20 protein-coding genes and 1 other RNA gene are annotated in these 24,425 nt (G+C 58.1%); 9 read left to right on the forward strand and 12 right to left on the reverse strand.

Annotated features, from left to right (window positions below; genetic code table 11):
* Positions 1–15: 15 nt before the first annotated feature.
* The 7 genes from greA to grpE all read right to left on the reverse strand — a co-directional run bounded on the left by greA (position 16) and on the right by grpE (position 10,051).
* Positions 16–492, reverse strand: a complete 477-nt coding sequence (greA, locus tag PSH96_RS24640) for a transcription elongation factor GreA (RefSeq protein WP_056858277.1) — start codon at positions 490–492, stop codon at positions 16–18.
* Positions 489–3,710 carry a carbamoyl-phosphate synthase large subunit gene (carB, locus tag PSH96_RS24645; RefSeq protein WP_305455736.1) on the reverse strand — a complete coding sequence of 1,074 codons (3,222 nt, stop codon included), beginning with the start codon at positions 3,708–3,710 and terminating at the stop codon, positions 489–491. The genes greA and carB overlap by 4 nt, the downstream gene beginning before the upstream one ends.
* Positions 3,711–3,815: 105 nt before the next feature.
* Positions 3,816–4,952, reverse strand: coding sequence for a glutamine-hydrolyzing carbamoyl-phosphate synthase small subunit (gene carA, locus PSH96_RS24650; protein ID WP_305455738.1), 1,137 nt, complete (start codon positions 4,950–4,952; stop codon positions 3,816–3,818).
* 259 nt (positions 4,953–5,211) lie between these two features.
* Positions 5,212–6,018: a 4-hydroxy-tetrahydrodipicolinate reductase gene (gene dapB / locus PSH96_RS24655; RefSeq protein WP_305455740.1), complete on the reverse strand. Its 807-nt coding sequence runs from the start codon at positions 6,016–6,018 to the stop codon at positions 5,212–5,214.
* A 10-nt stretch (positions 6,019–6,028) separates the two neighbouring features.
* Positions 6,029–7,153 (reverse strand): molecular chaperone DnaJ, encoded by a 1,125-nt coding sequence (dnaJ, locus tag PSH96_RS24660; protein ID WP_138813803.1) that lies wholly within the window; start codon positions 7,151–7,153, stop codon positions 6,029–6,031.
* A gap of 318 nt (positions 7,154–7,471) precedes the next feature.
* A complete protein-coding gene (dnaK, locus tag PSH96_RS24665) occupies positions 7,472–9,388 on the reverse strand; it encodes a molecular chaperone DnaK (protein WP_305455747.1) in 1,917 nt (638 codons plus the stop codon).
* Between the two features lie 102 nt (positions 9,389–9,490).
* Positions 9,491–10,051, reverse strand: coding sequence for a nucleotide exchange factor GrpE (grpE, locus tag PSH96_RS24670; RefSeq protein ID WP_099487057.1), 561 nt, complete (start codon positions 10,049–10,051; stop codon positions 9,491–9,493).
* A gap of 254 nt (positions 10,052–10,305) precedes the next feature.
* Here grpE and recN point away from each other — a divergent pair, with 254 nt between their 5' ends.
* Positions 10,306–11,979, forward strand: a complete 1,674-nt coding sequence (gene recN / locus PSH96_RS24675) for a DNA repair protein RecN (protein ID WP_017139265.1) — start codon at positions 10,306–10,308, stop codon at positions 11,977–11,979.
* A gap of 98 nt (positions 11,980–12,077) precedes the next feature.
* Here recN and fur read toward each other — a convergent pair whose 3' ends face one another.
* The gene (fur, locus tag PSH96_RS24680) at positions 12,078–12,482 is read right to left on the reverse strand and encodes a ferric iron uptake transcriptional regulator (RefSeq protein ID WP_017139266.1); all 405 of its coding nucleotides are present in this window, start codon (positions 12,480–12,482) and stop codon (positions 12,078–12,080) included.
* A gap of 98 nt (positions 12,483–12,580) precedes the next feature.
* Between fur and PSH96_RS24685 the strand changes: the two genes are divergently transcribed.
* Positions 12,581–13,108, forward strand: a complete 528-nt coding sequence (locus tag PSH96_RS24685) for an outer membrane protein assembly factor BamE (protein ID WP_017139267.1) — start codon at positions 12,581–12,583, stop codon at positions 13,106–13,108.
* Between the two features lie 63 nt (positions 13,109–13,171).
* Here PSH96_RS24685 and PSH96_RS24690 read toward each other — a convergent pair whose 3' ends face one another.
* Together PSH96_RS24690 and PSH96_RS24695 are read right to left on the reverse strand one after the other, a co-directional pair.
* Positions 13,172–13,474 (reverse strand): RnfH family protein, encoded by a 303-nt coding sequence (locus PSH96_RS24690; RefSeq protein WP_305455750.1) that lies wholly within the window; start codon positions 13,472–13,474, stop codon positions 13,172–13,174.
* Positions 13,467–13,901: a type II toxin-antitoxin system RatA family toxin gene (locus tag PSH96_RS24695; RefSeq protein WP_056858270.1), complete on the reverse strand. Its 435-nt coding sequence runs from the start codon at positions 13,899–13,901 to the stop codon at positions 13,467–13,469. Before PSH96_RS24695 ends, PSH96_RS24690 begins: the two co-directional genes overlap by 8 nt.
* 167 nt (positions 13,902–14,068) lie before the next feature.
* On the opposite strand from PSH96_RS24695, the gene smpB reads away from it, so the two are divergent.
* Positions 14,069–14,551: an SsrA-binding protein SmpB gene (gene smpB, locus PSH96_RS24700; RefSeq protein WP_003176160.1), complete on the forward strand. Its 483-nt coding sequence runs from the start codon at positions 14,069–14,071 to the stop codon at positions 14,549–14,551.
* Between the two features lie 28 nt (positions 14,552–14,579).
* Here the strand turns inward: smpB and PSH96_RS24705 are convergent, their stop codons facing one another.
* The gene (locus PSH96_RS24705) at positions 14,580–15,347 is read right to left on the reverse strand and encodes a GntR family transcriptional regulator (RefSeq protein ID WP_056858269.1); all 768 of its coding nucleotides are present in this window, start codon (positions 15,345–15,347) and stop codon (positions 14,580–14,582) included.
* Positions 15,348–15,599: 252 nt separating this feature from the next.
* Between PSH96_RS24705 and PSH96_RS24710 the strand changes: the two genes are divergently transcribed.
* The 6 genes from PSH96_RS24710 (at position 15,600) to PSH96_RS24735 (ending at position 23,544) form a co-directional block, all read left to right on the forward strand.
* On the forward strand, positions 15,600–17,294 hold the full coding sequence (locus PSH96_RS24710; protein WP_017139270.1) for a lactate permease LctP family transporter: 1,695 nt from the start codon (positions 15,600–15,602) through the stop codon (positions 17,292–17,294).
* Positions 17,295–17,366: 72 nt separating this feature from the next.
* Positions 17,367–20,189 carry an FAD-binding and (Fe-S)-binding domain-containing protein gene (locus PSH96_RS24715; protein ID WP_305455754.1) on the forward strand — a complete coding sequence of 941 codons (2,823 nt, stop codon included), beginning with the start codon at positions 17,367–17,369 and terminating at the stop codon, positions 20,187–20,189.
* A 125-nt stretch (positions 20,190–20,314) separates the two neighbouring features.
* Complete coding sequence (locus PSH96_RS24720) at positions 20,315–20,593, forward strand: hypothetical protein (protein ID WP_056858266.1); 279 nt, start codon at positions 20,315–20,317, stop codon at positions 20,591–20,593.
* 104 nt (positions 20,594–20,697) lie between these two features.
* Positions 20,698–21,094, forward strand: a transfer-messenger RNA (tmRNA) gene (gene ssrA / locus PSH96_RS24725).
* Positions 21,095–21,206: 112 nt separating this feature from the next.
* Entirely contained in the window at positions 21,207–21,554 is a 348-nt protein-coding gene (locus tag PSH96_RS24730; protein ID WP_305455757.1) for a DUF6538 domain-containing protein, read from the forward strand.
* 1,621 nt (positions 21,555–23,175) lie between these two features.
* Positions 23,176–23,544 (forward strand): hypothetical protein, encoded by a 369-nt coding sequence (locus PSH96_RS24735; RefSeq protein ID WP_305460169.1) that lies wholly within the window; start codon positions 23,176–23,178, stop codon positions 23,542–23,544.
* Here PSH96_RS24735 and PSH96_RS24740 read toward each other — a convergent pair.
* Positions 23,541–24,392, reverse strand: a complete 852-nt coding sequence (locus PSH96_RS24740; protein ID WP_305455759.1) for an exonuclease domain-containing protein — start codon at positions 24,390–24,392, stop codon at positions 23,541–23,543. The two genes, PSH96_RS24735 and PSH96_RS24740, sit on opposite strands and share 4 nt — an antisense overlap.
* Positions 24,393–24,425 lie beyond the last annotated feature (33 nt).

Genomic DNA, 24,425 nt, shown 5'->3' on the forward strand with positions numbered 1-24,425 from the left:
AGCGGGCGCCGTCTTTCAGATGTGACGAACTTCAACTATCTCGTACTCGATTACACCACCGGGCGTTTTCACAGCCACCACGTCACCCTCTTCCTTGGCAATCAAGGCGCGGGCCAGTGGCGAACCGACGGAGATTTTGCCGAGTTTGAAGTCGGCTTCGTCTTCACCGACGATGTGGTAAACCACGCGCTCGTCGGTCTCGACGTTGGCGATTTCCACGGTAGTGCCGAAAATCACTTTGCCAGTCTTTGGGATGGTCGTGACATCGATGATGACCGCATTCTGCATGCGACCCTCGATATCACGGATCCGCGCCTCGACCATACCTTGCTGCTCACGAGCAGCGTGGTATTCGGCGTTTTCCTTCAAGTCACCCAGCTCGCGGGCCGTACCGATGTCCTGGCTCAGCTTCGGACGGACGACCTTGGTCAAATGGGCGTGTTCTTCTTCCAGGGCTTTGGCGCCCTGGACGGTCATTGGGTATTTGGTCATGCCTTCAATCCTGCGTGTAGATCCTGCAAGCGACGCACGGTCTTTTCCGGACCGAACTTGAGCGCTTCGCAGATGGCTTCGCCAGCAGCAATGGTGGTGGTGCAGTAGATCTTGTGCTGCAAGGCATTACGACGAATGGAATAGGAGTCCGCGATCGACTGGCGACCTTCGGTGGTGTTGATGATCAGGGTGACTTCGTCATTCTTGATCATGTCGACCACGTGCGGACGGCCTTCCGTCACCTTGTTCACGCGACGTACTTTCAGGCCGGCAGCCTCGATCAGCTTGGCCGTCCCGGCAGTCGCCACGACTTCAAAGCCCAAGTTGATCAGATCACGGGCCACGCCTGCAACCAGTGGTTTGTCATCATCACGCACGCTGATAAACGCAGTACCGCCGGTCGGCAGCACTTCGCTGGCGCCCATCTGGGCCTTGGCGAACGCTTCACCGAAGGTATCGCCCACGCCCATCACTTCACCAGTGGACTTCATCTCCGGGCCCAGGATCGGGTCCACGCCAGGGAATTTGGCGAAGGGGAACACCGCCTCTTTCACGCTGTAGAAGTTCGGAATGATTTCTTTGGTGAAGCCGATTTCCTTCAGGGTCTTACCCGCCATCACGCGGGCAGCGATCATGGCCAGGGACACACCGATGCACTTGGAAACAAATGGCACGGTACGCGAAGCACGTGGGTTCACTTCGATGACGTAGATGTCTTCGCCTTGCAGCGCCAACTGAACGTTCATCAGGCCCACCACGCCCAGTTCCAAGGCCATTTTCTTGACCTGCTCACGCATCTCGTCCTGGATGTGCGCCGGCAGCGAGTACGGCGGCAGCGAGCAAGCGGAGTCACCGGAGTGAACGCCAGCCTGTTCGATGTGCTGCATGATCGCGCCGATGACGACGTCAGTGCCGTCGCACACCGCATCCACGTCCATTTCGATGGCGCAGTTGAGGAAGTGGTCCAGCAGCACCGGGCTGTCGTTCGACACTTTCACCGCATCACGCAGGTAGCGCTTGAGTTCTTCTTCTTCGTAGACGATTTCCATCGCCCGGCCGCCCAATACGTAGGACGGACGCACCACCAGCGGGTAGCCGATCTTGCTGGCTGCGCGGATGGCTTCGTCTTCGCTGCGTACGGTGGCGTTTGGCGGCTGACGCAGGTTCAGGCGTTCAACCATTTGCTGGAAACGCTCACGGTCTTCAGCACGGTCGATGGCGTCAGGGCTGGTGCCGATGATCGGCACGCCGGCCGCTTCCAGGGCACGCGCCAGTTTCAGCGGGGTTTGGCCGCCGTACTGCACGATTACGCCTTTTGGCTTCTCGACGCGGCAGATTTCCAGCACGTCTTCCAGGGTTACCGGCTCGAAGTACAGGCGGTCGGACGTGTCGTAGTCAGTGGAAACAGTTTCCGGGTTGCAGTTGACCATGATGGTCTCGTACCCGTCTTCGCGCAGCGCGAGGGCGGCGTGTACGCAGCAGTAGTCGAACTCGATGCCCTGGCCGATACGGTTCGGACCGCCGCCCAGGATGATGATCTTGTCGCGGCCCGACGGCGCAGCTTCGCACTCTTCCTCGTAGGTGGAGTACAGGTAGGCGGTGTCGGTGGCGAACTCGGCGGCGCAGGTGTCAACGCGCTTGTAGACCGGGAAGATATCCAGCTTGTGGCGATGGGTGCGCAGGTTCTTCTCGGTCACACCCAGCAGCTTGGCCAGGCGCTGGTCAGAGAAACCTTTGCGCTTGAGGCGGAACATCAGGTCGCGGTCGATAGCGGACAAGCCCAGGGTCTTGACCTTCTCTTCTTCCTTGATCAGATCTTCGATCTGCACCAGGAACCACGGATCGATCATGTTCATGCCGAAGATATCTTCAACGGTCATGCCGGCGCGGAACGCGTCAGCCACGTACCAGATACGCTCGGCGCCCGGCACGGTCAGCTCGCGCTTGAGCACGCTCATGCTTTCCGGGTTGCTCAGGTCGAGCTTCTCGTCCAGGCCGCAAACACCTACTTCCAGGCCGCGCAGAGCTTTCTGCAGGGATTCCTGGAAGGTCCGGCCGATGGCCATGACTTCGCCAACCGACTTCATCTGAGTGGTCAGGCGTGCATCGGCCTTGGCGAATTTCTCGAAGGCAAAGCGCGGCAGCTTGGTCACAACGTAGTCGATGGACGGCTCGAAAGACGCCGGCGTGGCGCCGCCCGTGATTTCGTTTTGCAGCTCGTCCAAGGTGTAACCGATCGCCAGCTTGGCAGCGATGCGCGCAATCGGGAAACCGGTCGCTTTCGATGCCAGGGCCGAGGAACGCGATACACGCGGGTTCATCTCGATGACGACCATACGGCCAGTGTCCGGGCAGATGCCGAACTGAACGTTGGAACCACCGGTTTCAACGCCGATCTCACGCAGTACCGCCAAGGAGGCGTTACGCATGATCTGGTATTCCTTGTCCGTCAGGGTCTGCGCCGGAGCAACGGTGATCGAGTCACCGGTGTGCACGCCCATCGGGTCGAAGTTTTCGATGGAGCAGACGATGATGCAGTTGTCCTTTTTGTCGCGGACAACCTCCATCTCGTACTCTTTCCAGCCGATCAGGGATTCGTCGATCAACAGCTCTTTGGTCGGCGACAGGTCCAGGCCACGGGCGCAGATTTCTTCGAACTCTTCACGGTTGTAAGCGATGCCGCCACCGGTGCCGCCCATGGTGAAGGACGGACGGATAATGCACGGGAAGCCCAGCTTTTCGAGTACCGCATTGGCCTCTTCCATGCTGTGGGCAATGCCGGAGCGCGGGCAGTCAAGGCCGATGGACTTCATGGCCTTGTCGAAACGCGAACGGTCTTCAGCCTTGTCGATGGTGTCGGCATTGGCGCCGATCATCTCTACGCCGAACTTCTCCAGAACGCCTTCGCGCTCCAGGTCCAGGGCGCAGTTCAGTGCGGTCTGGCCACCCATGGTCGGCAGCAACGCGTCCGGACGCTCCTTTTCAATGATCTTGGCAACGGTCTGCCACTTGATCGGTTCGATGTAGGTGGCGTCGGCCATGTCCGGGTCGGTCATGATGGTGGCCGGGTTGGAGTTCACCAGGATGACGCGGTAACCCTCTTCGCGCAGGGCTTTACAGGCCTGGGCGCCGGAGTAGTCGAATTCGCAGGCCTGGCCGATCACGATCGGGCCAGCGCCGAGAATCAGGATGCTTTTTATGTCTGTACGTTTTGGCATGGGTTTGTCACTCAAATCCGCAGGTCAGTCGGCAAGCCGTCTTGAACAATCGTTGAAGAGCCTGCGGGGGCCACCGAGGTTCGGGGCCGCCCGCAGGCCACTCAGTCAGCGTCGCTTGGCCATCTCATTGATGAAACGGTCGAACAGCGGCGCCACGTCGTTCGGGCCAGGGCTGGCTTCAGGGTGGCCCTGGAAGCTGAACGCGCTCTTGTCGGTGCGCTCGATGCCTTGCAAGGAGCCGTCGAACAGCGACTTGTGAATCGCGCGAACGTTGCTCGGCAGGGTGGCTTCATCCACCGCAAAACCGTGGTTCTGGCTGGTGATCATCACAACGCCGGTGTCAAGGTCTTGTACCGGGTGGTTGGCACCGTGATGGCCGTGGCCCATTTTCAGGGTCTTGGCGCCGGAGGCCAGGGCCAGCAGTTGGTGACCGAGGCAGATGCCGAATACCGGAATCTCGGTTTCCAGCACGTCCTTGATGGCTTGGATGGCGTAGTCGCATGGCTCAGGGTCGCCCGGGCCGTTGGACAGGAACACGCCGTCCGGTTGCAGGGCCAGCACGTCGCTCGCAGGGGTTTGCGCCGGCACCACGGTCACGCGGCAGCCGCGCTCAACCAGCATGCGCAGGATGTTGTACTTCACGCCATAGTCGTAGGCCACAACATGGTAGGGCAGCTCGCTGGCGTCGATGGTCGCGTGACTGTCGGTCTTCAAGTCCCAGACAGTGGAGCGCCACTCGTACTTCTCTTTGACGCTGACAACTTTTGCCAGGTCCATGCCTTTCAGGCCTGGGAAACCTTGCGCAGCGGCGATCGCCGCCTCTTCGGAGATAGTGTCACCGACCATGATGCAGCCGTTCTGCGAGCCTTTTTCACGCAGGATGCGTGTAAGGCGGCGCGTATCGATACCGGCGATCGCCACAACGTTGTTGGCTTTCAGGTAATCGGACAGCGACATCGTGTTACGCCAGTTGCTCGCAACCAGGGGCAGGTCACGAATCACCAGACCGGCCGACCAGACACGATCAGACTCGACGTCTTCCGGTGTAGTACCGGTGTTGCCGATGTGCGGATAGGTCAGGGTAACGATCTGCTGGGCGTAGGAAGGATCGGTAAGGATTTCCTGATAGCCGGTCATGGCAGTGTTAAACACTACCTCTCCAACGGTTTGACCGTCGGCTCCAATGGCTTCGCCGCGAAAAATGCTGCCATCAGCAAGGGCGAGTATGGCTGGCTTAGTCAAGAAGACCTCCCGTAAATAAAGCCTGAAAGGGCGATCGCAGGTTGTAAAAAAGCGGAGTGACGTATGGACACGTCACCCCGCTTCTTCACTGAATTATTCTGCGCGCTTTTAGTGGACACACTAAAGCTGTAGCTTACAGAAAAAGGCTTTTTTGGTCCACCGCTAATGAGCCTTAAAGGCAGGGGAATGCGACAGGACGTCGCTTAGCGGGTAAAAACGGGGCCTCAGCATAAGCTTGAGGCCCGGTTTTAGCTACTGATTAGTGCAGATCCAGCACGTCGCGCATGTCGTACAGAGCAGGCTCACGACCTTCCAGCCAGAGCGCCGCACGCACCGCACCCTTGGCAAATGTCATGCGGCTGGAGGCCTTGTGCGTGATCTCCAGGCGTTCGCCTTCGCTGGCAAACAGCACGGTGTGATCACCGACCACATCACCACCGCGCACAGTGGCAAAGCCTATGGTGTCACGGGCACGCGCACCGGTATGGCCTTCACGCCCGTAAACAGCGACTTTGGACAGGTCGCGCCCCAGGGCATCGGCAATCGCCTCGCCCATGCGCAACGCAGTACCCGACGGCGCATCGATCTTGTGGCGATGGTGGGTCTCGATGATCTCGATATCCGCCTCATCACCCAACACGCGCGCGGCCAGGTCCAGCAACTTGAGCGACAGGTTCACGCCGACGCTGAAGTTGGCGGCGAAGACGATCGGAATATCCTTGCCCGCCTCCACCAGCAACTGCTTCTGCTCGGCATTCAAGCCTGTGGTGCCGATGACCATGGCCTTGCCCGCCTTGCGGCAGAACGCCAGGTTTTTCAGCATCACTTCCGGCAAGGTGAAGTCGATCAGCACATCAAACTCGTCAGCCACCTGCTCCAGGTTGCCCGACAACGAAACGCCGATGCGACCCAACGAGGCCAGCTCACCGGCGTCCGCACCGATCAGCGTGCTGCCGGGGCGAACAATCGCCGCCGTCAGCCCGGAGGCCGGCGAGCGCTGCTGCACCGCCTCGACCAGCGTCTTGCCCATGCGCCCGGCAGCGCCCATTACGGCTATACGTCGCATATTCACGTCCTTACAAGTCGCCGAAGAAGCGCTTCACGCCATCGAAGAAGCCGGTGGTTTTCGGCGAATGGGAGTCATCGCCTTCCAACGAGCTGCGGAACTCCTCAAGCAGTTCACGCTGACGACGGCCGAGGTTGACGGGCGTCTCTACCGCCACACGGCACATCAAGTCGCCAGCACCGCCACCGCGCACCGGCGCAACACCTTTGCCACGAATGCGGAACTGCTTGCCGGTCTGAGTGCCTTCCGGGATCTTGAGCTTGACCCGACCATCAAGGGTCGGAATTTCCAGCTCGCCACCCAATGCCGCATCGACAAAGCTGATCGGCACTTCACAGAACAGGTGCTTGCCATCACGCTGGAAGATCGAGTGCTCACGCACATTGATCACCACGTACAGGTCGCCCGTCGGGCCACCTTGAGTGCCCGCCTCGCCTTCGCCCGACAGGCGAATACGGTCACCGGTATCAACACCCGCCGGCACTTTCACCGAAAGGGTCTTGTACTCTTCGACACGGCCTTCGCCATGGCAGGAGTCGCACGGGTCGGAAATGATCTTGCCCTGGCCATGGCAGCGCGGGCAGGTCTGCTGCACCGAGAAGAAGCCCTGTTGCATGCGTACCTGGCCAATACCGCCACAGGTTGGGCAGGTGATCGGCGAGGAACCCTTCTTGGCCCCCGAACCGTCGCACGGCTTGCAATTGACCAGCGTCGGCACACGGATATTGACCGTGGTGCCGCGCACAGCCTCTTCCAGGTTCAGCTCCAGCGTGTAGCGCAAATCGCTGCCGCGCTGGGCACCGCCGCGCTGACCGCCACGGCCGCCGCCAAAGAAGTCACTGAACACATCGCCGAAAATATCGGAGAAGTTCTGACCACCAAAACCGGCACCGCCGCCGCCCATGCTCGGGTCGACACCGGCATGGCCATACTGGTCGTAGGCCGCGCGCTTATTGGGATCAGACAAGCATTCGTAGGCCTCATTGGCCTCTTTGAACATCTCTTCGGATTCTTTGCTATCCGGATTACGGTCCGGGTGGTGCTTCATCGCCAGGCGACGGTAAGCCTTTTTCAGGTCCGCCTCGCTGGAGCTGCGCTCCACACCCAACACTTCGTAATAGTCACGCTTTGCCATAAGTCTTTGCACTCTTAAGGACGTCCAGCCCGGCCCTCCTGAGCCTTGCCAAACTCGTTGAGCCCCAATACAGGCCCGGACCCAACTCACGTCAATTCAACGATCCTGGTCATAACTACTTTTTAGCCAGGGACCCGGCCAAAGATGCGGTATTTACTGCTCGGAAAGCAGGAGCATTCCCGATCACACCGCCAGCATCCGAACCTTGTCGCATGCTGTAAAAATTCGCATACCCCAGACACGCCAACGCGGGAGCAAGCTCCCGCGCGGCGACATCCTACCAGTCACCGCTTGATAGCGGTCAACCGGGCGACCAACTTACTTCTGGTCTTTGACTTCTTCGAACTCGGCATCGACAACATCGTCGTGCTTGGCTTCAGGCTCTGCGTGCTGTGCAGCGCCTTCTGCCGGCTGGCCTTGCTCGGCGTACATTTTCTGGGCAACCGGTGCGGAGACTTTCGACAGCTCCTCAACCTTGGCTTCGATGGCAGCCTTGTCGTCGCCTTTAACGGCGGCTTCCAGGGCAACCAGAGCAGCCTCGATCGCTGTTTTCTCTTCGGCGGTCACTTTGTCGCCCGCTTCGGAGATCATTTTGCGTGTCGAGTGAACCAGTGCATCACCCTGGTTACGGGCAGCGGCCAGCTCTTCAAACTTCTTGTCAGCCTCGGCATTGGTTTCAGCATCACGAATCATCTGTTGAATTTCTTCATCAGACAGACCGGAGTTGGCCTTGATGGTGATCTTCTGCTCTTTACCGGTCGCCTTGTCTTTGGCACCTACGTGCAGGATACCGTTGGCATCGATGTCGAAGGTCACTTCAATTTGCGGCACGCCACGTGGTGCTGGTGGAATCTCGGCCAGGTCGAACTTGCCCAGGGACTTGTTCTGAGCGGCTTGCTTACGCTCACCTTGCAGCACGTGAATGGTCACAGCGCCCTGATTGTCGTCGGCCGTCGAGAACACTTGCGATTTCTTGGTAGGAATCGTGGTGTTTTTCTCGATCAGCGCGGTCATCACGCCACCCATGGTTTCGATACCCAGGGTCAGCGGGCTGACGTCCAGCAGCAGCACGTCTTTCACGTCGCCGGCCAGTACCGCACCTTGGATCGCAGCACCCATGGCAACCGCTTCGTCCGGGTTCACGTCTTTACGTGCTTCTTTACCGAAGAACTCGGTGACCAGCTTCTGAACCAGTGGCATACGGGTCTGACCGCCAACCAGGATCACGTCGTTGATCGAGCCAACGTCGATACCGGAGTCTTTCAGCGCGATGCGGCAAGGCTCGATGGTGCGTTGAACCAGGTCTTCAACCAGCGCTTCCAGCTTGGAACGCGAGATCTTCACGTTCAAGTGCTTAGGACCAGTGGCGTCTGCAGTGATGTACGGCAGGTTCACATCGGTCGACTGAGCGGAAGACAGCTCGATCTTGGCTTTTTCAGCGGCTTCTTTCAGGCGCTGCATTGCCAGCGGGTCACCCTTAAGGTTCATGCCGCTTTCTTTCTTGAATTCGTCAACGAGGTAGTCGATCAGACGAATGTCAAAGTCTTCACCACCCAGGAAGGTGTCGCCGTTGGTGGCCAACACTTCGAACTGGTGCTCGCCGTCAACTTCAGCGATCTCGATAACGGAGACGTCGAAAGTACCACCGCCCAGGTCATAAACGATCACGGTGTGGTCGCCCTTGGCCTTGTCCATACCGTAGGCCAGAGCGGCTGCGGTTGGTTCGTTGATGATACGTTTTACGTCCAGGCCAGCGATGCGGCCGGCGTCTTTGGTCGCCTGACGCTGGCTGTCGTTGAAGTAGGCCGGAACGGTGATCACCGCTTCAGTCACGGTCTCACCGAGGTAGTCTTCGGCGGTTTTCTTCATCTTTTTCAAGATTTCAGCCGAGATTTGCGGCGGCGACATTTTCTGGCCGTTTACTTCAACCCAGGCGTCACCGTTGTCAGCCTTGGCGATTTTGTAAGGGACCATCTTGATGTCTTTCTGTACGACTTCTTCGTCGAACTTACGACCGATCAGACGCTTAACCGCGTACAGAGTGTTGTGCGGGTTGGTCACAGCCTGGCGCTTGGCCGATTGACCGACGAGGATTTCACCGTCGTTGGCGTAAGCAATGATCGACGGCGTGGTACGCGCGCCTTCGGCGTTTTCGATAACTTTAGCAACGCCGTTTTCCAGCACGGAGACGCAGGAGTTGGTAGTCCCCAGGTCGATACCGATAATTTTGCCCATGATTTACTCTCCCGAAACTTTAATTTGGTTGCCGCAGCAGTGGTGGCTAACTGCGGTAGCACTTAAACGCTTGACTTATAGATGGGGCCGTTACGACTGATTTCAAGCCTGCTCATCAATAGAAGGTGCAACGGGTGCAGGAGCCTTGCTCACCACCACCATCGCCGGGCGCAGCAAACGACCGTTCAGCACATAACCTTTCTGGAACACTTTCAATACGCTGTTGGGCTCCAGGTCATGGCTTTCCTGCATGGCCATGGCTTGGTGATGCTCAGCATTGAACGGCTCACCGCCTTGTGGATCGATGGCTTCCAACTGATAACGCTTCAGGGTGTCCTGGAACATTTTCAGGGTCAGCTCGATCCCTTCGCGCATCGGACGGATGTTTTCGTCGTCCGGGTTGGACAACTCAAGGCCACGCTCCAGGCTGTCGATAATCGGCAGCAGGTCGTTGGCGAATTTTTCCAGCGCGAATTTGTGAGCCTTTTCGACATCCTGCTCGGCACGGCGGCGGACGTTCTGCAGATCGGCGGCAACACGCAAAGATTGATCCTGCGCAGCGGCCAATTGCTCTTCTAGCACTTGCACACGAGTCGCCAGTTCATCCCCGGCAGCCGAATTGGCGTCTGGAGTTTGCGTATCCTGCGTCTGTTCGTCAGCCATAGATTTCTCCTTTCAAAATCATGCGCGAACTCAACTCGCGCTTCTGTTCCGGTATATGGGGCCACAATTTTCAGGTTCAAGGGCGCAGGCGTTACCAAAAGTCTTTCAGTTGCCCTGGATCAATTCCGGCAGCGTCATTGCGCTTTGCGCTAAAAAATACGTCCACTCAAGCAAATTGAGCTAAGCATCAGGATTGTCAGCCCTGAATAAAACACTGTATAAATAACCAGACCTAAAGCTTGGGAGCGGCCGTCATGCTGGTGCACCTGTCCGTACATAACTACGCCATCGTTGAACACCTGGACCTCGAACTGGATCGCGGGATGAGCGTAATCACAGGCGAAACCGGCGCCGGCAAATCGATCATGCTCGACGCCCTGGGCCTGACCCTGGGCGACCGCGCCGACAGTGGCGTGGTACGCCCCGGCGCAGACAAGGCCGACATTCTCGCCACATTCGACCTGGCCGATATTCCCGAAGCCGAGGCCTGGCTGGCCGAGCGCGACCTTAATAATGAAGGCCCGTGCATCCTGCGCCGAGTTATCACCGCAGAAGGTCGTTCACGCGGCTACATCAATGGCACACCCTGCCCGCTTGGCGATTTAAAGGCACTGGGCGAGTTGCTGATCGATATCCACAGCCAGCACGAACACCAGTCCCTGCTGAAAACCGACACTCATCGCCGCCTGCTCGACGAATACGCCGGCGCCACCGACCTGGCGCGCCAGGTGCAGCTTGCCGCCCAGCGCTGGAGGCAAACCCGCCAGGAGCTGGAGCGACTCTCCAATTCCGGCGACGAACAACGTGCTCGCCATCAACTGCTCAGCTATCAGCTTGAAGAGCTGGAAAGCCTGGGCCTTGGCGAAACCGAGCTGGAGCAACTGGAGCAGGAACACAAGAACCTGACCAACGCCGAAACCCTGCTGGGTATCTGCCGGCAGGTGGTAGAGCAATGCAGCGAAAGTGATTCGGGCAATGTACTGAATGCACTGACCGCCAGCCTCAATCGCCTATCGAGCGTGAACAGCGGGTCGGGCTCCTTGAGCGAGGCCACCACCCTGCTGACCAGTGCGCAGATCCAGGTAGAAGAAGCCGTTGGCGAACTGAATCGCTTCCTCGATCACTTCGACGCCGACCCGGCGCGCCTGCAAGAAATCGAAGAGCGCCTGGACACTATCTATACCCTGGCGCGCAAACACCGTATTCAGCCGACCGAAGTGGCGACGATGCAGCAAAAGTTGCTGGATGAGATCGAAACCCTCAACGCCAACGACGAGTCGATTGAACGGCTGGGCGATGAACTCGCCTCCTTCGCCCGCCACTACCAGGAAAAGGCTCGCGAACTCAGCGACCTGCGCCAGCAAGCCGCTACCAGCCTGGCCAGTGCCGTGGAGCAGGAAATTCAGCGACTGGGCATGCCCGGCGGGCGCTTCACCATTGAGCTGCACGCCAACACCAGCAACGAGCTGCAACCCCATGGCCTGGAACAGGTGGAGCTGCTGGTCAGCGCCAACCCTGGCCAACCGCTCAAGGCACTGGCGAAAGTGGCGTCCGGCGGTGAGCTGTCGCGGATCAGCCTGGCAATCCAGGTGATTACCGCCCAGACCTCACGCGTACCCACCTTGGTATTCGATGAAGTGGACGTGGGTATTGGCGGGCCGACGGCGGAGATTGTCGGCCAACTGCTGCGCCGCCTCGGCGAGCGTGGCCAGGTACTCACCGTGACTCACTTGCCGCAAGTGGCCGCCCAAGGGCATCAGCATCTATTTGTGCACAAAGTGCGCGGCAGTGATGCAACACATACGGCCGTGTCCAAACTGAACAAATCGGAGCGGGTAGAAGAAGTCGCGAGGATGTTGGGCGGTATCGACCTGACGAAAGAGTCCCTGGCCCACGCGAAGAAGATGGTGGTGGCTGCCAAGGCCTGACTCGAGCTTTTTTCGCTCTATTTTCTCTCTTATAGAAAGCACGAAGGCGACCCTGGGGTCGCCTTCTATCGTTTCACAGAGCAAATCTGTGTCGATTTTTACTTTTTCTTACGGATGTACAGGACCAGATTATGGTCCACCAAATCGAATCCATGCTGCTCAGCGATCTGGTGCTGGAGCTTCTCGATTTCCGGGCTGGTGAACTCGATAACCTCATTGGTATCCAGGTCAACCATGTGATCGTGATGACCACCGTCAGCCAATTCGAACACTGCATGACCGCCGTCGAAATTATGACGAACCACCAGCCCTGCGGCTTCAAACTGGGTCAGCACACGGTAAACCGTGGCCAGGCCAACGTCCTCGTTAGACTCCATCAGCGCCTTGTAAACATCCTCGGCACTCATGTGGCGCTGCTCAGCAGAATCGAGCATTTGTAGAATCTTGACTCGTGGCAGAGTCACTTTAAGACCGGCTTTGCGTAGTTCGCTATTTTCAACCATGGTTAGCTTTCTCGCGGATGCTGCTTCGCAGCTTCTCTTAATACGGGTATGATCGGCGTTTACGTTGTCCCAGCCAAGATAGTGGAAGTCGCCCACCGATGCAAAACACCAAGCTCTTGCTAACCAGTTTCACCCTTGTGGGACTGCTCGCACTCGCCGGTTGTTCATTCCCCGGGGTTTACAAAATCGACATCCAGCAGGGCAATGTCGTCACGCAGGACATGATAGACCAGTTACGCCCGGGAATGACCCGACGGCAAGTACGGTTTATTATGGGCAACCCCCTGCTGACCGACACTTTTCATGCCGATCGCTGGGATTATCTCTATAGCATCCAGCCAGGTGGCGGTGAGCGCCAGCAGGAACGCGTCAGTGTCATCTTTAATGGCAATGACCAGCTTGTGAGCCTGTCCGGTGACTTCATGCCCGGCGTAAGCCGTGATGAAGCCTTGCTCGGCAAGGACAACGGCACCAATGTGACTGCGCCAGCGCAGGAAGCAGAGAAGCCTAAGTCCGAAGTGCCGGCCAAGCCTGGCTCCTTGTTGGATCAGATCCAGAAGGACGTCGACGGCGTGCAGACCGTTCCTGTCCCGACGCCACAGCCTCTGGACACCAGCCCGCAGTAATTTTGCGGCGCTCGATAAAAAGCCCGGCATGCCGGGCTTTTTATTGCCTGCCGATTGGCAGCCTTATGGATTCTGTTGCCGCGCCAAGGTCGCCTTGGCCGCACGCAGCCTGCGCACTTCCTTGGGGTCTGCCAGCAAGGGCCGGTAAATCTCGATTCGATCACCTGGCTGCACAACACGCACGTGCGCATCGGCGACCACTTTGCCAAATATGCCCAGCGGGCAATCCGCCAATACCAAGCCTGGAAATTGCTCAGCAATCCCCGACGCCAGCACTGCAGCCCTCAGACTAGTACCCGCAGGCACCGTCACCGCCAGCAAGACCTGGCGAGCCTCAGCGGCGTACACCACTTCAATCTCAACCATGCAGTTGTTTGGCCCGCTGGCAAAACGCATCCACCAGGGTGTTGGCCGCCTGGTTAAACAAAGGCCCCAAGGTCGCCCGCACAATCGGGCCGGCGTAATCAAAGGACAGGTCCAGGCTGATCTTGCAGGCCTTGTCGGTCAGCGCCTTGAATACCCATACCCCATGCAGCTGGGTGAACGGCCCTTCCTGCAGGTTCATCTCAATGGATTTGCCCGGCACCAACACATTACGCGTTACAAAATGCTGGCTAAGCCCGCCCTTTGCCACCCCGACACTGGCAACCATATGCTCATCACTGCTTTCCAGCACGTCGGCGGTTGAGCACCAAGGCAGGAATTCCGGGTAACGCGCTACGTCATTGACCAGGTCATAGAGCGCCTGCGCCGGATAAGGCAATAAAGCCGAACGTTGAATATGCGTCGTCATGTGAGCGTTACTTCCACTGCTTGAGGCAAACATCGCGAAAGAACAGCCCGATCCGCGAGAGAAAAAAACCAGAGAACTGCCGGTATTGTCCGGGATTCGTCCAACACGCTCAAGCACGCAGGTTGACCGTAGCCGACACGCTCGCAACTCCCTATAATGCCGCCCCTATGGCTAAACAAAAGAAACACCCCACAGGGACCATCGCGCAAAATAAAAAGGCGCGACACGATTACTTCATCGAACATCGGTTCGAGGCTGGTCTGGTCCTGGCCGGCTGGGAAGTAAAAAGTCTGCGCGCCAGCAAGCTGCAACTGGTCGACAGCTACGTATTGCTCAAAGATGGCGAGGCATGGCTGCTGGGCAGTCATATCACCCCGCTGACCACCGCGAGCACCCACGTGATTGCCGACCCGGTGCGCACGCGCAAGCTGTTGCTCAACGCCCGCGAACTGGAAAAGCTCGCGGCTGCCGTACAGCAGAAAGGCTATGCCTGCATCTGCCTGTCCTGGTACTGGAGCAAGCACCTGGTCAAGTGCGAGATCGCGCTGGGCAAGGGCAAGAAGGAATACGACAAGCGCGATACCGAGCGTGAGCGCGACTCCAACCGTGAGTTGCATCGCGCCGTGCGCAACAAGGGCAAGGAAGAGTAATCCTTGTAACGGTGTAGCCCCACGCGGGCTACATCCCTTTACGTCGCTCCGCCCGAGCCACGCGCTGGACCTCCTGACGCACCTCCTCCAACACTTCCTGTACATACAGCAGGTGACGTGTTGAGACGTCCCGCGCCTGCTCGGCGCGCCCTTCGATAATCGCCAAATACAAATCCCGATGCTGGCTGATCAACATGTCACGGGTTTCTGTGCGCTGCTGGTACATGCCACCGATATTGGTCACCACGTTGCGCTTGAGCAAATCGAACAGGCCACGAATGGTGTGCAGCAACACAGCGTTATGGCTGGCTTCAGCGATGGCCAAGTGAAACCGTGCATCCGCCGCACCCTCTTCCAGCCGGCTGACTTCATCGGCGCGGGTGTAGCAATCCTGTAGCGCCTCAAACGCTGCAGTCAGCCGCTCGCGGTCGACCTCAGTAGCACGCAATGCGGCGTAGTAAGCGCAGGACGCTTCCAGGGTCTGACGAAACTCCAGCAAATCCCGCTGAGCCTCCGGGTTATTTTCCAGCAGGTGCAGCAGCGGATCACTGAAGGTCGAACCCAGAGAATCCGCCACATAGTTACCGCCGCCCTGACGGCTGACCAACAACCCCTTGGCCGCGAGCTTCTGGATCGCCTCCCGCAGCGAAGGCCGCGACACGCCAAACTGTTCAGCCAAAGCGCGCTCGGCTGGCAAGCGTTCGCCCGACTTGAGCGTGCCCTCGAGGATCATGCCCTCAAGCTGCTCGACAATATCGTCAGACAAACGGCGCTGACGCACCTGATCAAACCCCATAACTCACTCTCCACAAACCCGACCACTCGCCAGGCCCTCTATTCTCGCCTATCGCCGCGCTTGCGGCACCTATCAGAACGCCTTCGATTCACCCAACCAGAACACCTCACCCACACCGCTACGACCAAAGTTTCGTGGGCGGCAAATTGACACACCCCTGCCAAGGCTTTTACTCTAGCCAACAGCGACTGTAAATTGGTATTACCAATTAGCCAATCTGACCAAACAACAACAATCAGGGGCCACCCCATTATGCAAACCTGGCAACAGCTCTACAGCCCACTCGGCAGCCTCGGCCTGTCCGCACTGGCCGCCGTTATCCCGATCGTATTTTTCTTCCTGGCACTGGCGGTGTTCCGCCTCAAAGGCCACGTGGCAGGCAGCATCACCCTGGCGTTGTCGATCCTGGTGGCCATTTTTGCGTTCCAGATGCCGGTAGACATGGCCTTGGCCGCCGCCGGTTATGGGTTTGCCTACGGCCTGTGGCCCATCGCCTGGATCATCGTCGCCGCCGTATTCCTCTACAAACTGACGGTCAAGAGCGGGCAGTTTGAAATCATCCGCAGCTCGGTCCTGTCGATTACCGATGACCAGCGCTTGCAGGTGCTGTTGATTGGTTTCTGCTTCGGTGCCTTCCTCGAAGGTGCGGCCGGTTTCGGCGCCCCCGTGGCGATTACCGCCGCGCTGCTGGTCGGCCTGGGGTTCAACCCGCTGTACGCCGCCGGCCTGTGCCTGATCGCCAACACCGCGCCCGTAGCATTCGGTGCGCTGGGTATTCCGATTATCGTCGCCGGGCAAGTCACCGGTATTGACTCGTTCAAGATCGGCGCCATGGCCGGCCGCCAGTTGCCGCTGCTGTCGCTGTTTGTGCCGTTCTGGCTGGTGTTCATGATGGACGGCCTGCGCGGCGTTCGCGAAACCTGGCCAGCCGCACTGGTCGCGGGCCTGAGTTTTGCCGTCACCCAATACTTCACCTCCAACTTCATCGGCCCGGAGCTGCCGGACATCACCTCAGCCCTGGCCAGCCTGGTAGCGCTGACCCTGTTCCTGAAAGTCTGGCAGCCCAAACGCAGCGCCGGCGCACAAATTGCCGGCGCCACCTCCGCCGCAGCGGTCACCGCCAGCGCAGGCGGCTTCGGTCAACCACGCCAAACCGTCGCCTCGCCTTACAGCCTGGGGCAGATTTTCAAAGCCTGGTCGCCGTTCCTGATCCTCACCGTGCTGGTCACTATCTGGACGCTCAAGCCGTTCAAGGCGATGTTCGCCGCCGGCGGCTCGATGTACAGCTGGGTGTTCAACTTCGCGATCCCGCACCTGGATCAATTGGTGATCAAGGTCGCCCCGATCGTCACCAACCCCACAGCGATTCCGGCCGTGTTCAAGCTGGACCCGATTTCAGCCACTGGCACCGCGATTTTCTTCTCGGCACTGATTTCGATGCTGGTGCTGAAAATCAACCTCAAGACTGGTCTTACCACTTTAAAAGAGACCTTCTACGAACTGCGCTGGCCGATCCTGTCGATTGGCATGGTGTTGGCGTTCGCCTTCGTCACCAACTACTCCGGCATGTCCTCGACCATGGCTTTGGTATTGGCCGGCACCGGCGCTGCGTTCCCGTTCTTCTCGCCGTTCCTCGGCTGGCTGGGGGTATTCCTGACAGGCTCCGACACCTCGTCCAACGCCCTGTTCAGCTCGCTGCAAGCCACCACGGCGCATCAGATCGGCGTCAACGACACCTTGCTGGTGGCAGCGAACACCAGCGGCGGCGTGACCGGCAAGATGATCTCGCCACAGTCGATCGCCGTGGCCTGCGCCGCCACCGGCCTGGTGGGCAAAGAGTCCGACCTGTTCCGCTTTACCCTCAAGCACAGCCTGTTTTTTGCCACCATCGTCGGGCTGATCACGCTGGCGCAGGCCTACTGGTTCACCGGTATGCTGGTGCACTAAAAGCCTGCACGTAAGTAGGGTAAGAATCGACGCCGGACAACGGTTCCGGCGTCAGCTATTTCTGGAGGACCGATGAGCCTGCCTGCTGCTTTCCTGAGCGACGTCGCACAACTGATCCCGAAAGATCGTCGCTTCGACGACCCTCTTTCCACCCTCGCCTTCGGCACTGACGCCAGCTTTTACCGACTGATCCCACAGCTGGTGGTTCGCGTGGAGTCGGAAGATGAAGTCGTGGCGCTGCTGCACTTGGCCCAGCGCGACCGCGTCCCCGTGACCTTCCGCGCAGCGGGCACCAGCCTGTCCGGCCAGGCCATCAGCGACTCGGTGCTGATCGTGTTGGGGGACAATTGGAATGGCCGCGAGATTCGCGGCCAAGGCACGCAAATTCGCCTGCAGCCTGGCGTAATCGGCGCCCAGGCCAATGCGTGGCTGGCGCCGTTTGGGCGCAAGATCGGCCCGGACCCGGCCTCGATCAACGCCTGCAAGATCGGCGGCATCGTCGCCAACAATGCCAGCGGCATGTGCTGCGGCACCGCGCAAAACACCTATCACACCCTGGCCGGCATCCGCCTGGTACTGGCTGACGGCAGCCGCCTGGATACCGAAGACGCAGCCAGTGTCAGCGCCTTTCGCCGACAGCATGGCGAGTTGCTGGAGCACTTGGCCACGTTGGGCCGGGAAACGCGGGCAAACGCCGAACTGGCTGCAAAAATCCGCCACAAATACCGTCTGAAAAACACCACCGGCCTGTCACTCAACGCCTTGGTGGATTTCGATGAGCCCCTGGATATCCTCAGCCATCTGCTGGTGGGCTCCGAAGGCACCCTGGGTTTTATCAGCGCAGTAACCTACGACACGGTGATCGACCACCCGAACAAGGCCTCAGCGCTGATTGTGTTCCCGGACGTGGAAACCTGCTGCAATGCCGTGACGGTGCTCAAAACCCAACCCGTCTCCGCCGTTGAACTGCTGGACCGACGCAGCATGCGCTCGGTGCAGGACAAACCGGGCATGCCGACTTTCGTACAGCAGTTATCGGAAAACGCCTGCGCGCTATTGATCGAATCACGGGCCGCATCACCTTCATTACTCCAGGAACAACTGGCGCTGATCATGGCGTCCCTGGCCGCCTTCCCCGTGGAAAAACAGGTCGACTTCACCCAAGACCCGCTGGAAAACGCTCGCCTGTGGGCCATCCGCAAAGACACTTTCCCAGCCGTCGGCGCCGTGCGTAAAACCGGCACCACGGTGATCATCGAAGACGTGACCTTCCCGGTCGAGCAACTGGCTATCGGCGTAAACCGCTTGATCGAGCTGTTCGACAAACATCACTACGACGAAGCCATCCTTTTCGGACACGCCCTGGAAGGCAATCTGCACTTTGTCTTCACCCAAGGCTTCAACAGCGCGGAAGAAGTCGCACGCTACCAGGCGTTCATGGACGACGTCGCACAGCTTGTGGCGGTGGAGTTCGGCGGTTCGCTGAAAGCCGAACACGGTACCGGCCGTAATATGGCGCCCTTCGTCGAACTGGAATGGGGCAGCGATGCCTACCAGTTGATGTGGCAACTTAAACGCCTGCTCGACCCCAATGGCATTCTCAACCCCGACGTGGTGCTGAGCGAAGACCCGCAAATCCACCTCAAGCACCTTAAACCGCTACCCGCCGCCGACGAGCTTGTGGATAAGTGCATCGAGTGTGGCTTCTGTGAGCCAGTGTGCCCTTCCAAAGGCCTGACGCTCAGCCCGCGCCAGCGCATCGTGATCTGGCGCGATATCCAGGCGAAGAGACGCGCAGGCGTCGACACCACCGAACTGGAAGCCGCCTACCACTACCAAGGCATCGACACCTGCGCCGCCACCGGCTTGTGCGCGCAACGCTGCCCGGTGGGAATCAATACCGGCGACCTGGTGAAAAAGCTGCGTGCCCGCGACGCCGACCGTACGAAAACCGCCGACTGGCTGGCCAGCCATTTCGCCACGGCCATGCAAGGTGCACGCTTTACCCTGCATGTTGCCAATGGCGCGCGCATGCTGCTGGGCGCGCCCCGCCTGGCGAAGCTCTCGGCCAAAATCACACAGCTGTCCAAAGGGCAGATCCCGCAGTGGACCAACGCCATGCCGCAGCCGGAAAAAGCCATCCGCTTCAGCCCGGCAGTAACTGACGAGCGCCCGCGCGTGGTTTACCTGGCCGCCTGCGTCTCACGCGCCATGGGCCCATCAGCCGACGATAAAGAACAAATGTCGCTGTACGACAAAACCCGCGGCCTGCTGGAAAAAGCCGGTTACCAAGTCGTGTTCCCCGACAACCAGGACAGCCTGTGCTGCGGTCAGCCGTTCGCCTCCAAAGGCTACGCCGAACAAGCCGAGCACAAGCGCCAGGAACTGATCGGCGCCCTGCTCCACGCCAGCCGTGGCGGCCTCGACCCGATCTACTGCGACACCAGCCCCTGCACCCTGCGGCTGGTGCAAGACCTCGGCGAAACCCGCTTGGACCTCTACGACCCGGTGCGTTTTATCCGCACCCACCTGATGGACCGCCTCGACTTCACGCCACAGCAAGCCCCCATCGCCGTGCATGTCACCTGCAGCACCCAGCATCTGGGCGAAAGCCAGGCCTTGATCGACCTTGCGCGGCGCTGCGCCACCACCGTGGTGATCCCGGAAGGCATTCACTGCTGTGGCTTCGCCGGCGACAAAGGCTTCACCACCCCGGAACTCAACGCCCACTCACTGCGCTCGCTCAAGGACGCGGTACAACAGTGCAGCGAAGGCATTTCCACCAGCCGCACCTGCGAGATCGGCCTGAGCCAGCATGGCGGCATTGATTACCACGGCCTGGTGTACCTCGTGGACCGCGTCACCCAGGCCCGCGCCCATGAAACCTGCAAATAAAACAGAACCCCTGCGTGCCGGCGCAGTCATTTGAATAGGCCTCGGCGAACGAGGCTCACCCGTGACCTCGCTGGCTGCCCCGCCTCGGCGCAGCATCGAGCCTTATTTGCTCAAGGAGATACCCCATGAAGCGTACTGCTCTTGCTGGCTTGTTCATCACCGCCGCAATGTTGGCCTCGCCTGTTTTTGCTGCCGGCGAGACGGACCTGTGCAAAATCAACCTGGATAAAATCAACAACGGCCAAGCCCTGCTCGCCACCGACACCAGTGGCAAAAAGGGCGAAATCGACACCGCCGTGTCCCAGGCCAAAGCCGCGCACGCCGCTGGCGATGACAAAAAATGCATCGAGATCACCTCCAAGGCCCTGCAAGATCTGCAGAACGGCGACAAAGGCGGCCAATAAGCGGTTCACTCGCTGAGGGCCAACCTTCGGGTTGGCCTTCCGTGACGGTTTGGCGTACACTGCACAGGCTTGTCACTCACTAAGAAACAACGAGTTACAAGCAAGGGGCCGTTTAGGATTCGACGCCGGTCGCGAAACTTTAGGTGCATGCCGAGTTGGTAACAGAACTCGTAAATCCACTGTTGCAACTTCTTATAGTTGCCAATGACGAAAACTACGGCCAGGAATTCGCTCTCGCTGCGTAAGCAGCCTTAGCCCTGAGCTTCTGGTACCTTCGGGTCCAGCAATCACCAGGGGATGTCTGTAAACCCAAAGTGATTGTCATATAGAACAGAATCGCCGTGCAGTACGTTGTGGACGAAGCGGCTAAAACTTACACAACTCGCCCAAAGCACCCTGCCCTTCGGGTCGCTGAGGGTTAACTTAATAGAAACGGCTACGCATGTAGTACCGACAGCGGAGTACTGGCGGACGGGGGTTCAAATCCCCCCGGCTCCACCAAAATCCTTACACAGCGCCCCATTCGTGGGGCGTTGTGCTGTCTGGAGCTAGCGTTTTCGGCTAGTGCGCCACTGAGGTGTGACATTCAGGTGAGGCATTTCCGGTGCCTACCATGCAGCGCAATCCTTCTTATCTGACCCTCAACCGCCACGGAACCTTCTACTTCCTTATCGTTATCCCTCAGCACCTGCGCTCTCTCCTGCGCGGACGACGTGAAATCAGACGGACCCTCAAAACAGATAGCCTAACGTTGGCCCGCCGACGGGCGCGGCAGTATGCTGCTCGCTACCAAGCAGCCTTTGACAGAGTGACGAACGTGATAGAGCGGGACGAACTGGGTTTTTCAGAGGACGACTACACCGAACTGCTGGATCTGATGCCGGATTTTTCCAACCCGACGAGCGCAGACAAACCCGTTGAACCGATCCTTTCGAACGACGAAATTGAGGCTAGGCAATGAAGACGGGAGGTCGAGCGCCTGCTGACGGGAGCGTATGGGCGACCAATCCCAAGCGAGCAAGAATCGCTGGCGCAGCAGTTGCTAGAACTTTCTCGTCCGTACATGCCAACCGAGCTGAGAGCTGTTCTGCCGAAGCTTCGAAATGAGGTGGTACTACGCAAGCTAAACGCCGCTCAATGCAATCAGAGAGTCCTTGAAGCGGTCGAGTCACCGCTAAAGCATGATTCTGCTATGGCGGAATGGACTTTGTATGAAGTTTGGCAGCACCAACTAAAGCGTGATAAAGCGGACAAGTCATCGAAAGGCGGCCAGGCTAATCATGGCGGCACGCAAGAAGAGCGAGAACGACGCGCCCGAGTGATGACTGTCCTGACAGAACACAAGCCTGTAACTCAACTGAGTAAACGCGATTGGCAAGCAGCCTACGACGCTGCACGGAAGATGCGAAGCGTTGCTGATGCCTCCATAGCGGCCGTCACCAACGCCACTCGACGAATTCCTAACAGACGACCCTGAGCAAATGACTGGGCACGAGCGAGTGAGCTCCCTCCTCGCATCGATGAAGCAGATACAGAACCATGCCAGGCACCTAGATTTGACCTCAACCAGAGTAGACGACCTGATCATCAAGCCTGTACAGAAGAGGCAAAATGATCGTAGTCGTGATGGCGTTCCATTCTCATCGTCTGATGTAGACGCTATTTTTTCTGGTTTCATTTACCAAGGCACAGTTCCATCAGATCGGACTAAGGCTTACCCATTCTGGTTCTGGATGCCATTGGTTGGCTACTTCACAGGTGCATGTACAAATGAAATCGCGCGGCTCGATACCGCCGACATCAAGTTTATCGACGGCTATTCATGCTTCGACTTCTGCGCTGACGATCCGAAGGCACCGGAAGCAAAACGGATTAAGACCGACGAAGCTAGACAGGTTCCGATTCACCCACGCTTGATTGAGTTGGGTTTTCTCGAGTACGTCGAGAGCCAGCGCCGTGCCCAGCAGAAGAAACTTTTCGGAGATGGGCTTACCTACCTACGCTCACGGGACGATGGCACGGATCACAACAAGGAGGGTTGGGCCAAGACTGCGGGCAAGTTCTTCAATGAGAAACCAAAAGGCTATTTAGTCTCTATTGGCGTTCACGTGCCTCATGATGGTAAAAGCCTTTACTCGTTCAGGCATACCCTTGAAACAAACCTGGGTAACAGCAAGCGCGATGGGTACATTCATGAGGATACCGTCGACGCGATTACCGGCCATGCACCCCAAACAATATCCGGAAAACACTATGATGCTGGTGCCACGCTGGAACAAAAACTCCACGCCCTTGGATATCTACCCACGTCGCTAGCAATCGAAAGGCTCATCAGCTATCAGGTGAATTTCGTTGATCGATTTGGGGACATCCTCTCCAAAAGCATCGCTGCTCACAGAAAGAAATACCCCTGCCTATCAGAGACAGCTAGAGAGTTTGAACAGCAATGCCCGTTTGACCGTTCCCAGCATAAACTTGCCGCTCGATTGGCCCCGGCCCTTCAGATAGCACCCCTAGCTAAATTACATGCGCGCAGCTCGAACGAGCGGGCCAGGCCACTTAGGATCAAGGAGCAAAATAACATGATCATTAAACGGAAGATCACTGAGCCGCTTAGGGCCGCGCTACAACATCAGGAAATTTGGAGCAGCGTAGATCAAGGTTTGATCAAGTGTTGGGAGGTTGGCCGGAAGCGCGCTGAAGAAGTCCCTGAGCTCGCCACACAATGCATCAATGGCGAGCTTCCAGTACTCGGCTGGAAAGGTGGTGTAAGTCGTAAACTGCTCAAGGTGGAAAAATTCGGATCGCTCAAGTATCTGGCGCAGTGGCAAGGTCTCCGGGGCGAAGACCTGGATGTCGATCTCGCAACTGAGCGAGTCCTAACTTGCACGAAAACCAAAATGACCGTGACCTTTACCCCTGATCAAGCCAAGTACGTTTCCCTGATCTAAACCGACTGGAGAAGAGCCTGAAAGTCGCTCTCTCCCAAGATCCGGATTTTCTGCCCTTTGGCAATCAGCTCTTCAGCCTTCACATGCTTTGAGCTCTTATCCTTTCCAGCTAGTCGGCTGATGTCCTGGTCACCCACCACCAATAACGTGGTTTGCTTCGTCACAGTATTGCCCACCTCGCAGCCGCCAGCAGCAGCCATCTGAGAGGCCTCACGACGAGGTATAGACAGCGCTCCGGTGAATACTACAAAGTTACCACCCAAGACCCCATCCTGATCGATTGCGGTTTCAGTGAGCTTAGCCAAGGGCGAGAGTGGTAGCTGCACAAGCGAGCACCACTCCGCAGGAGTAGACCCTGTATCGGCAACTGCTCGAAGCAATATTTCCCCCGCTGCACGTGCATCCTCCGCAGCATCATGGTGCTCAAAAGAAATACCAAAATTTGCGGCTAAGTTCTTCAGGCCGTAGCCAAACCTTGAAAACTCGCTCCAAGCGCGCCTGGCCACTCTCGCAGTATCCAACCATGTACAGTCGAAATGCTCCAAGCCTGCACTATGACAGGCGCGTAGAGTGGCAGTTCTATCGAACGGCATATGGCTTGCTACGATTTGACCAGTAACGAAGGGTAGAATCTGATGATAAACCTCTGCCCAGGACGGGGCAGAGAGAACCATACTTTCATCAATTCCGTGCACTGAAACATTTATATGATGAAAATAGTCATTCGGGTTAACTAGCGAACTCCATGATTCATGAAGCTTTCCACTCCGAAATACCGCCACTCCCACCTGACATATGCTTGCAAGATTGGGGTTCGCTGTTTCCACATCGATTACTGTAAAATCCATTTCCACCCCTAATAGGCAAAGTCTGACTTTCTG

The organism is Pseudomonas sp. FP2338 (genome assembly GCF_030687515.1).
GTDB classification, from domain to species: Bacteria; Pseudomonadota; Gammaproteobacteria; order Pseudomonadales; family Pseudomonadaceae; genus Aquipseudomonas; species Aquipseudomonas salomonii.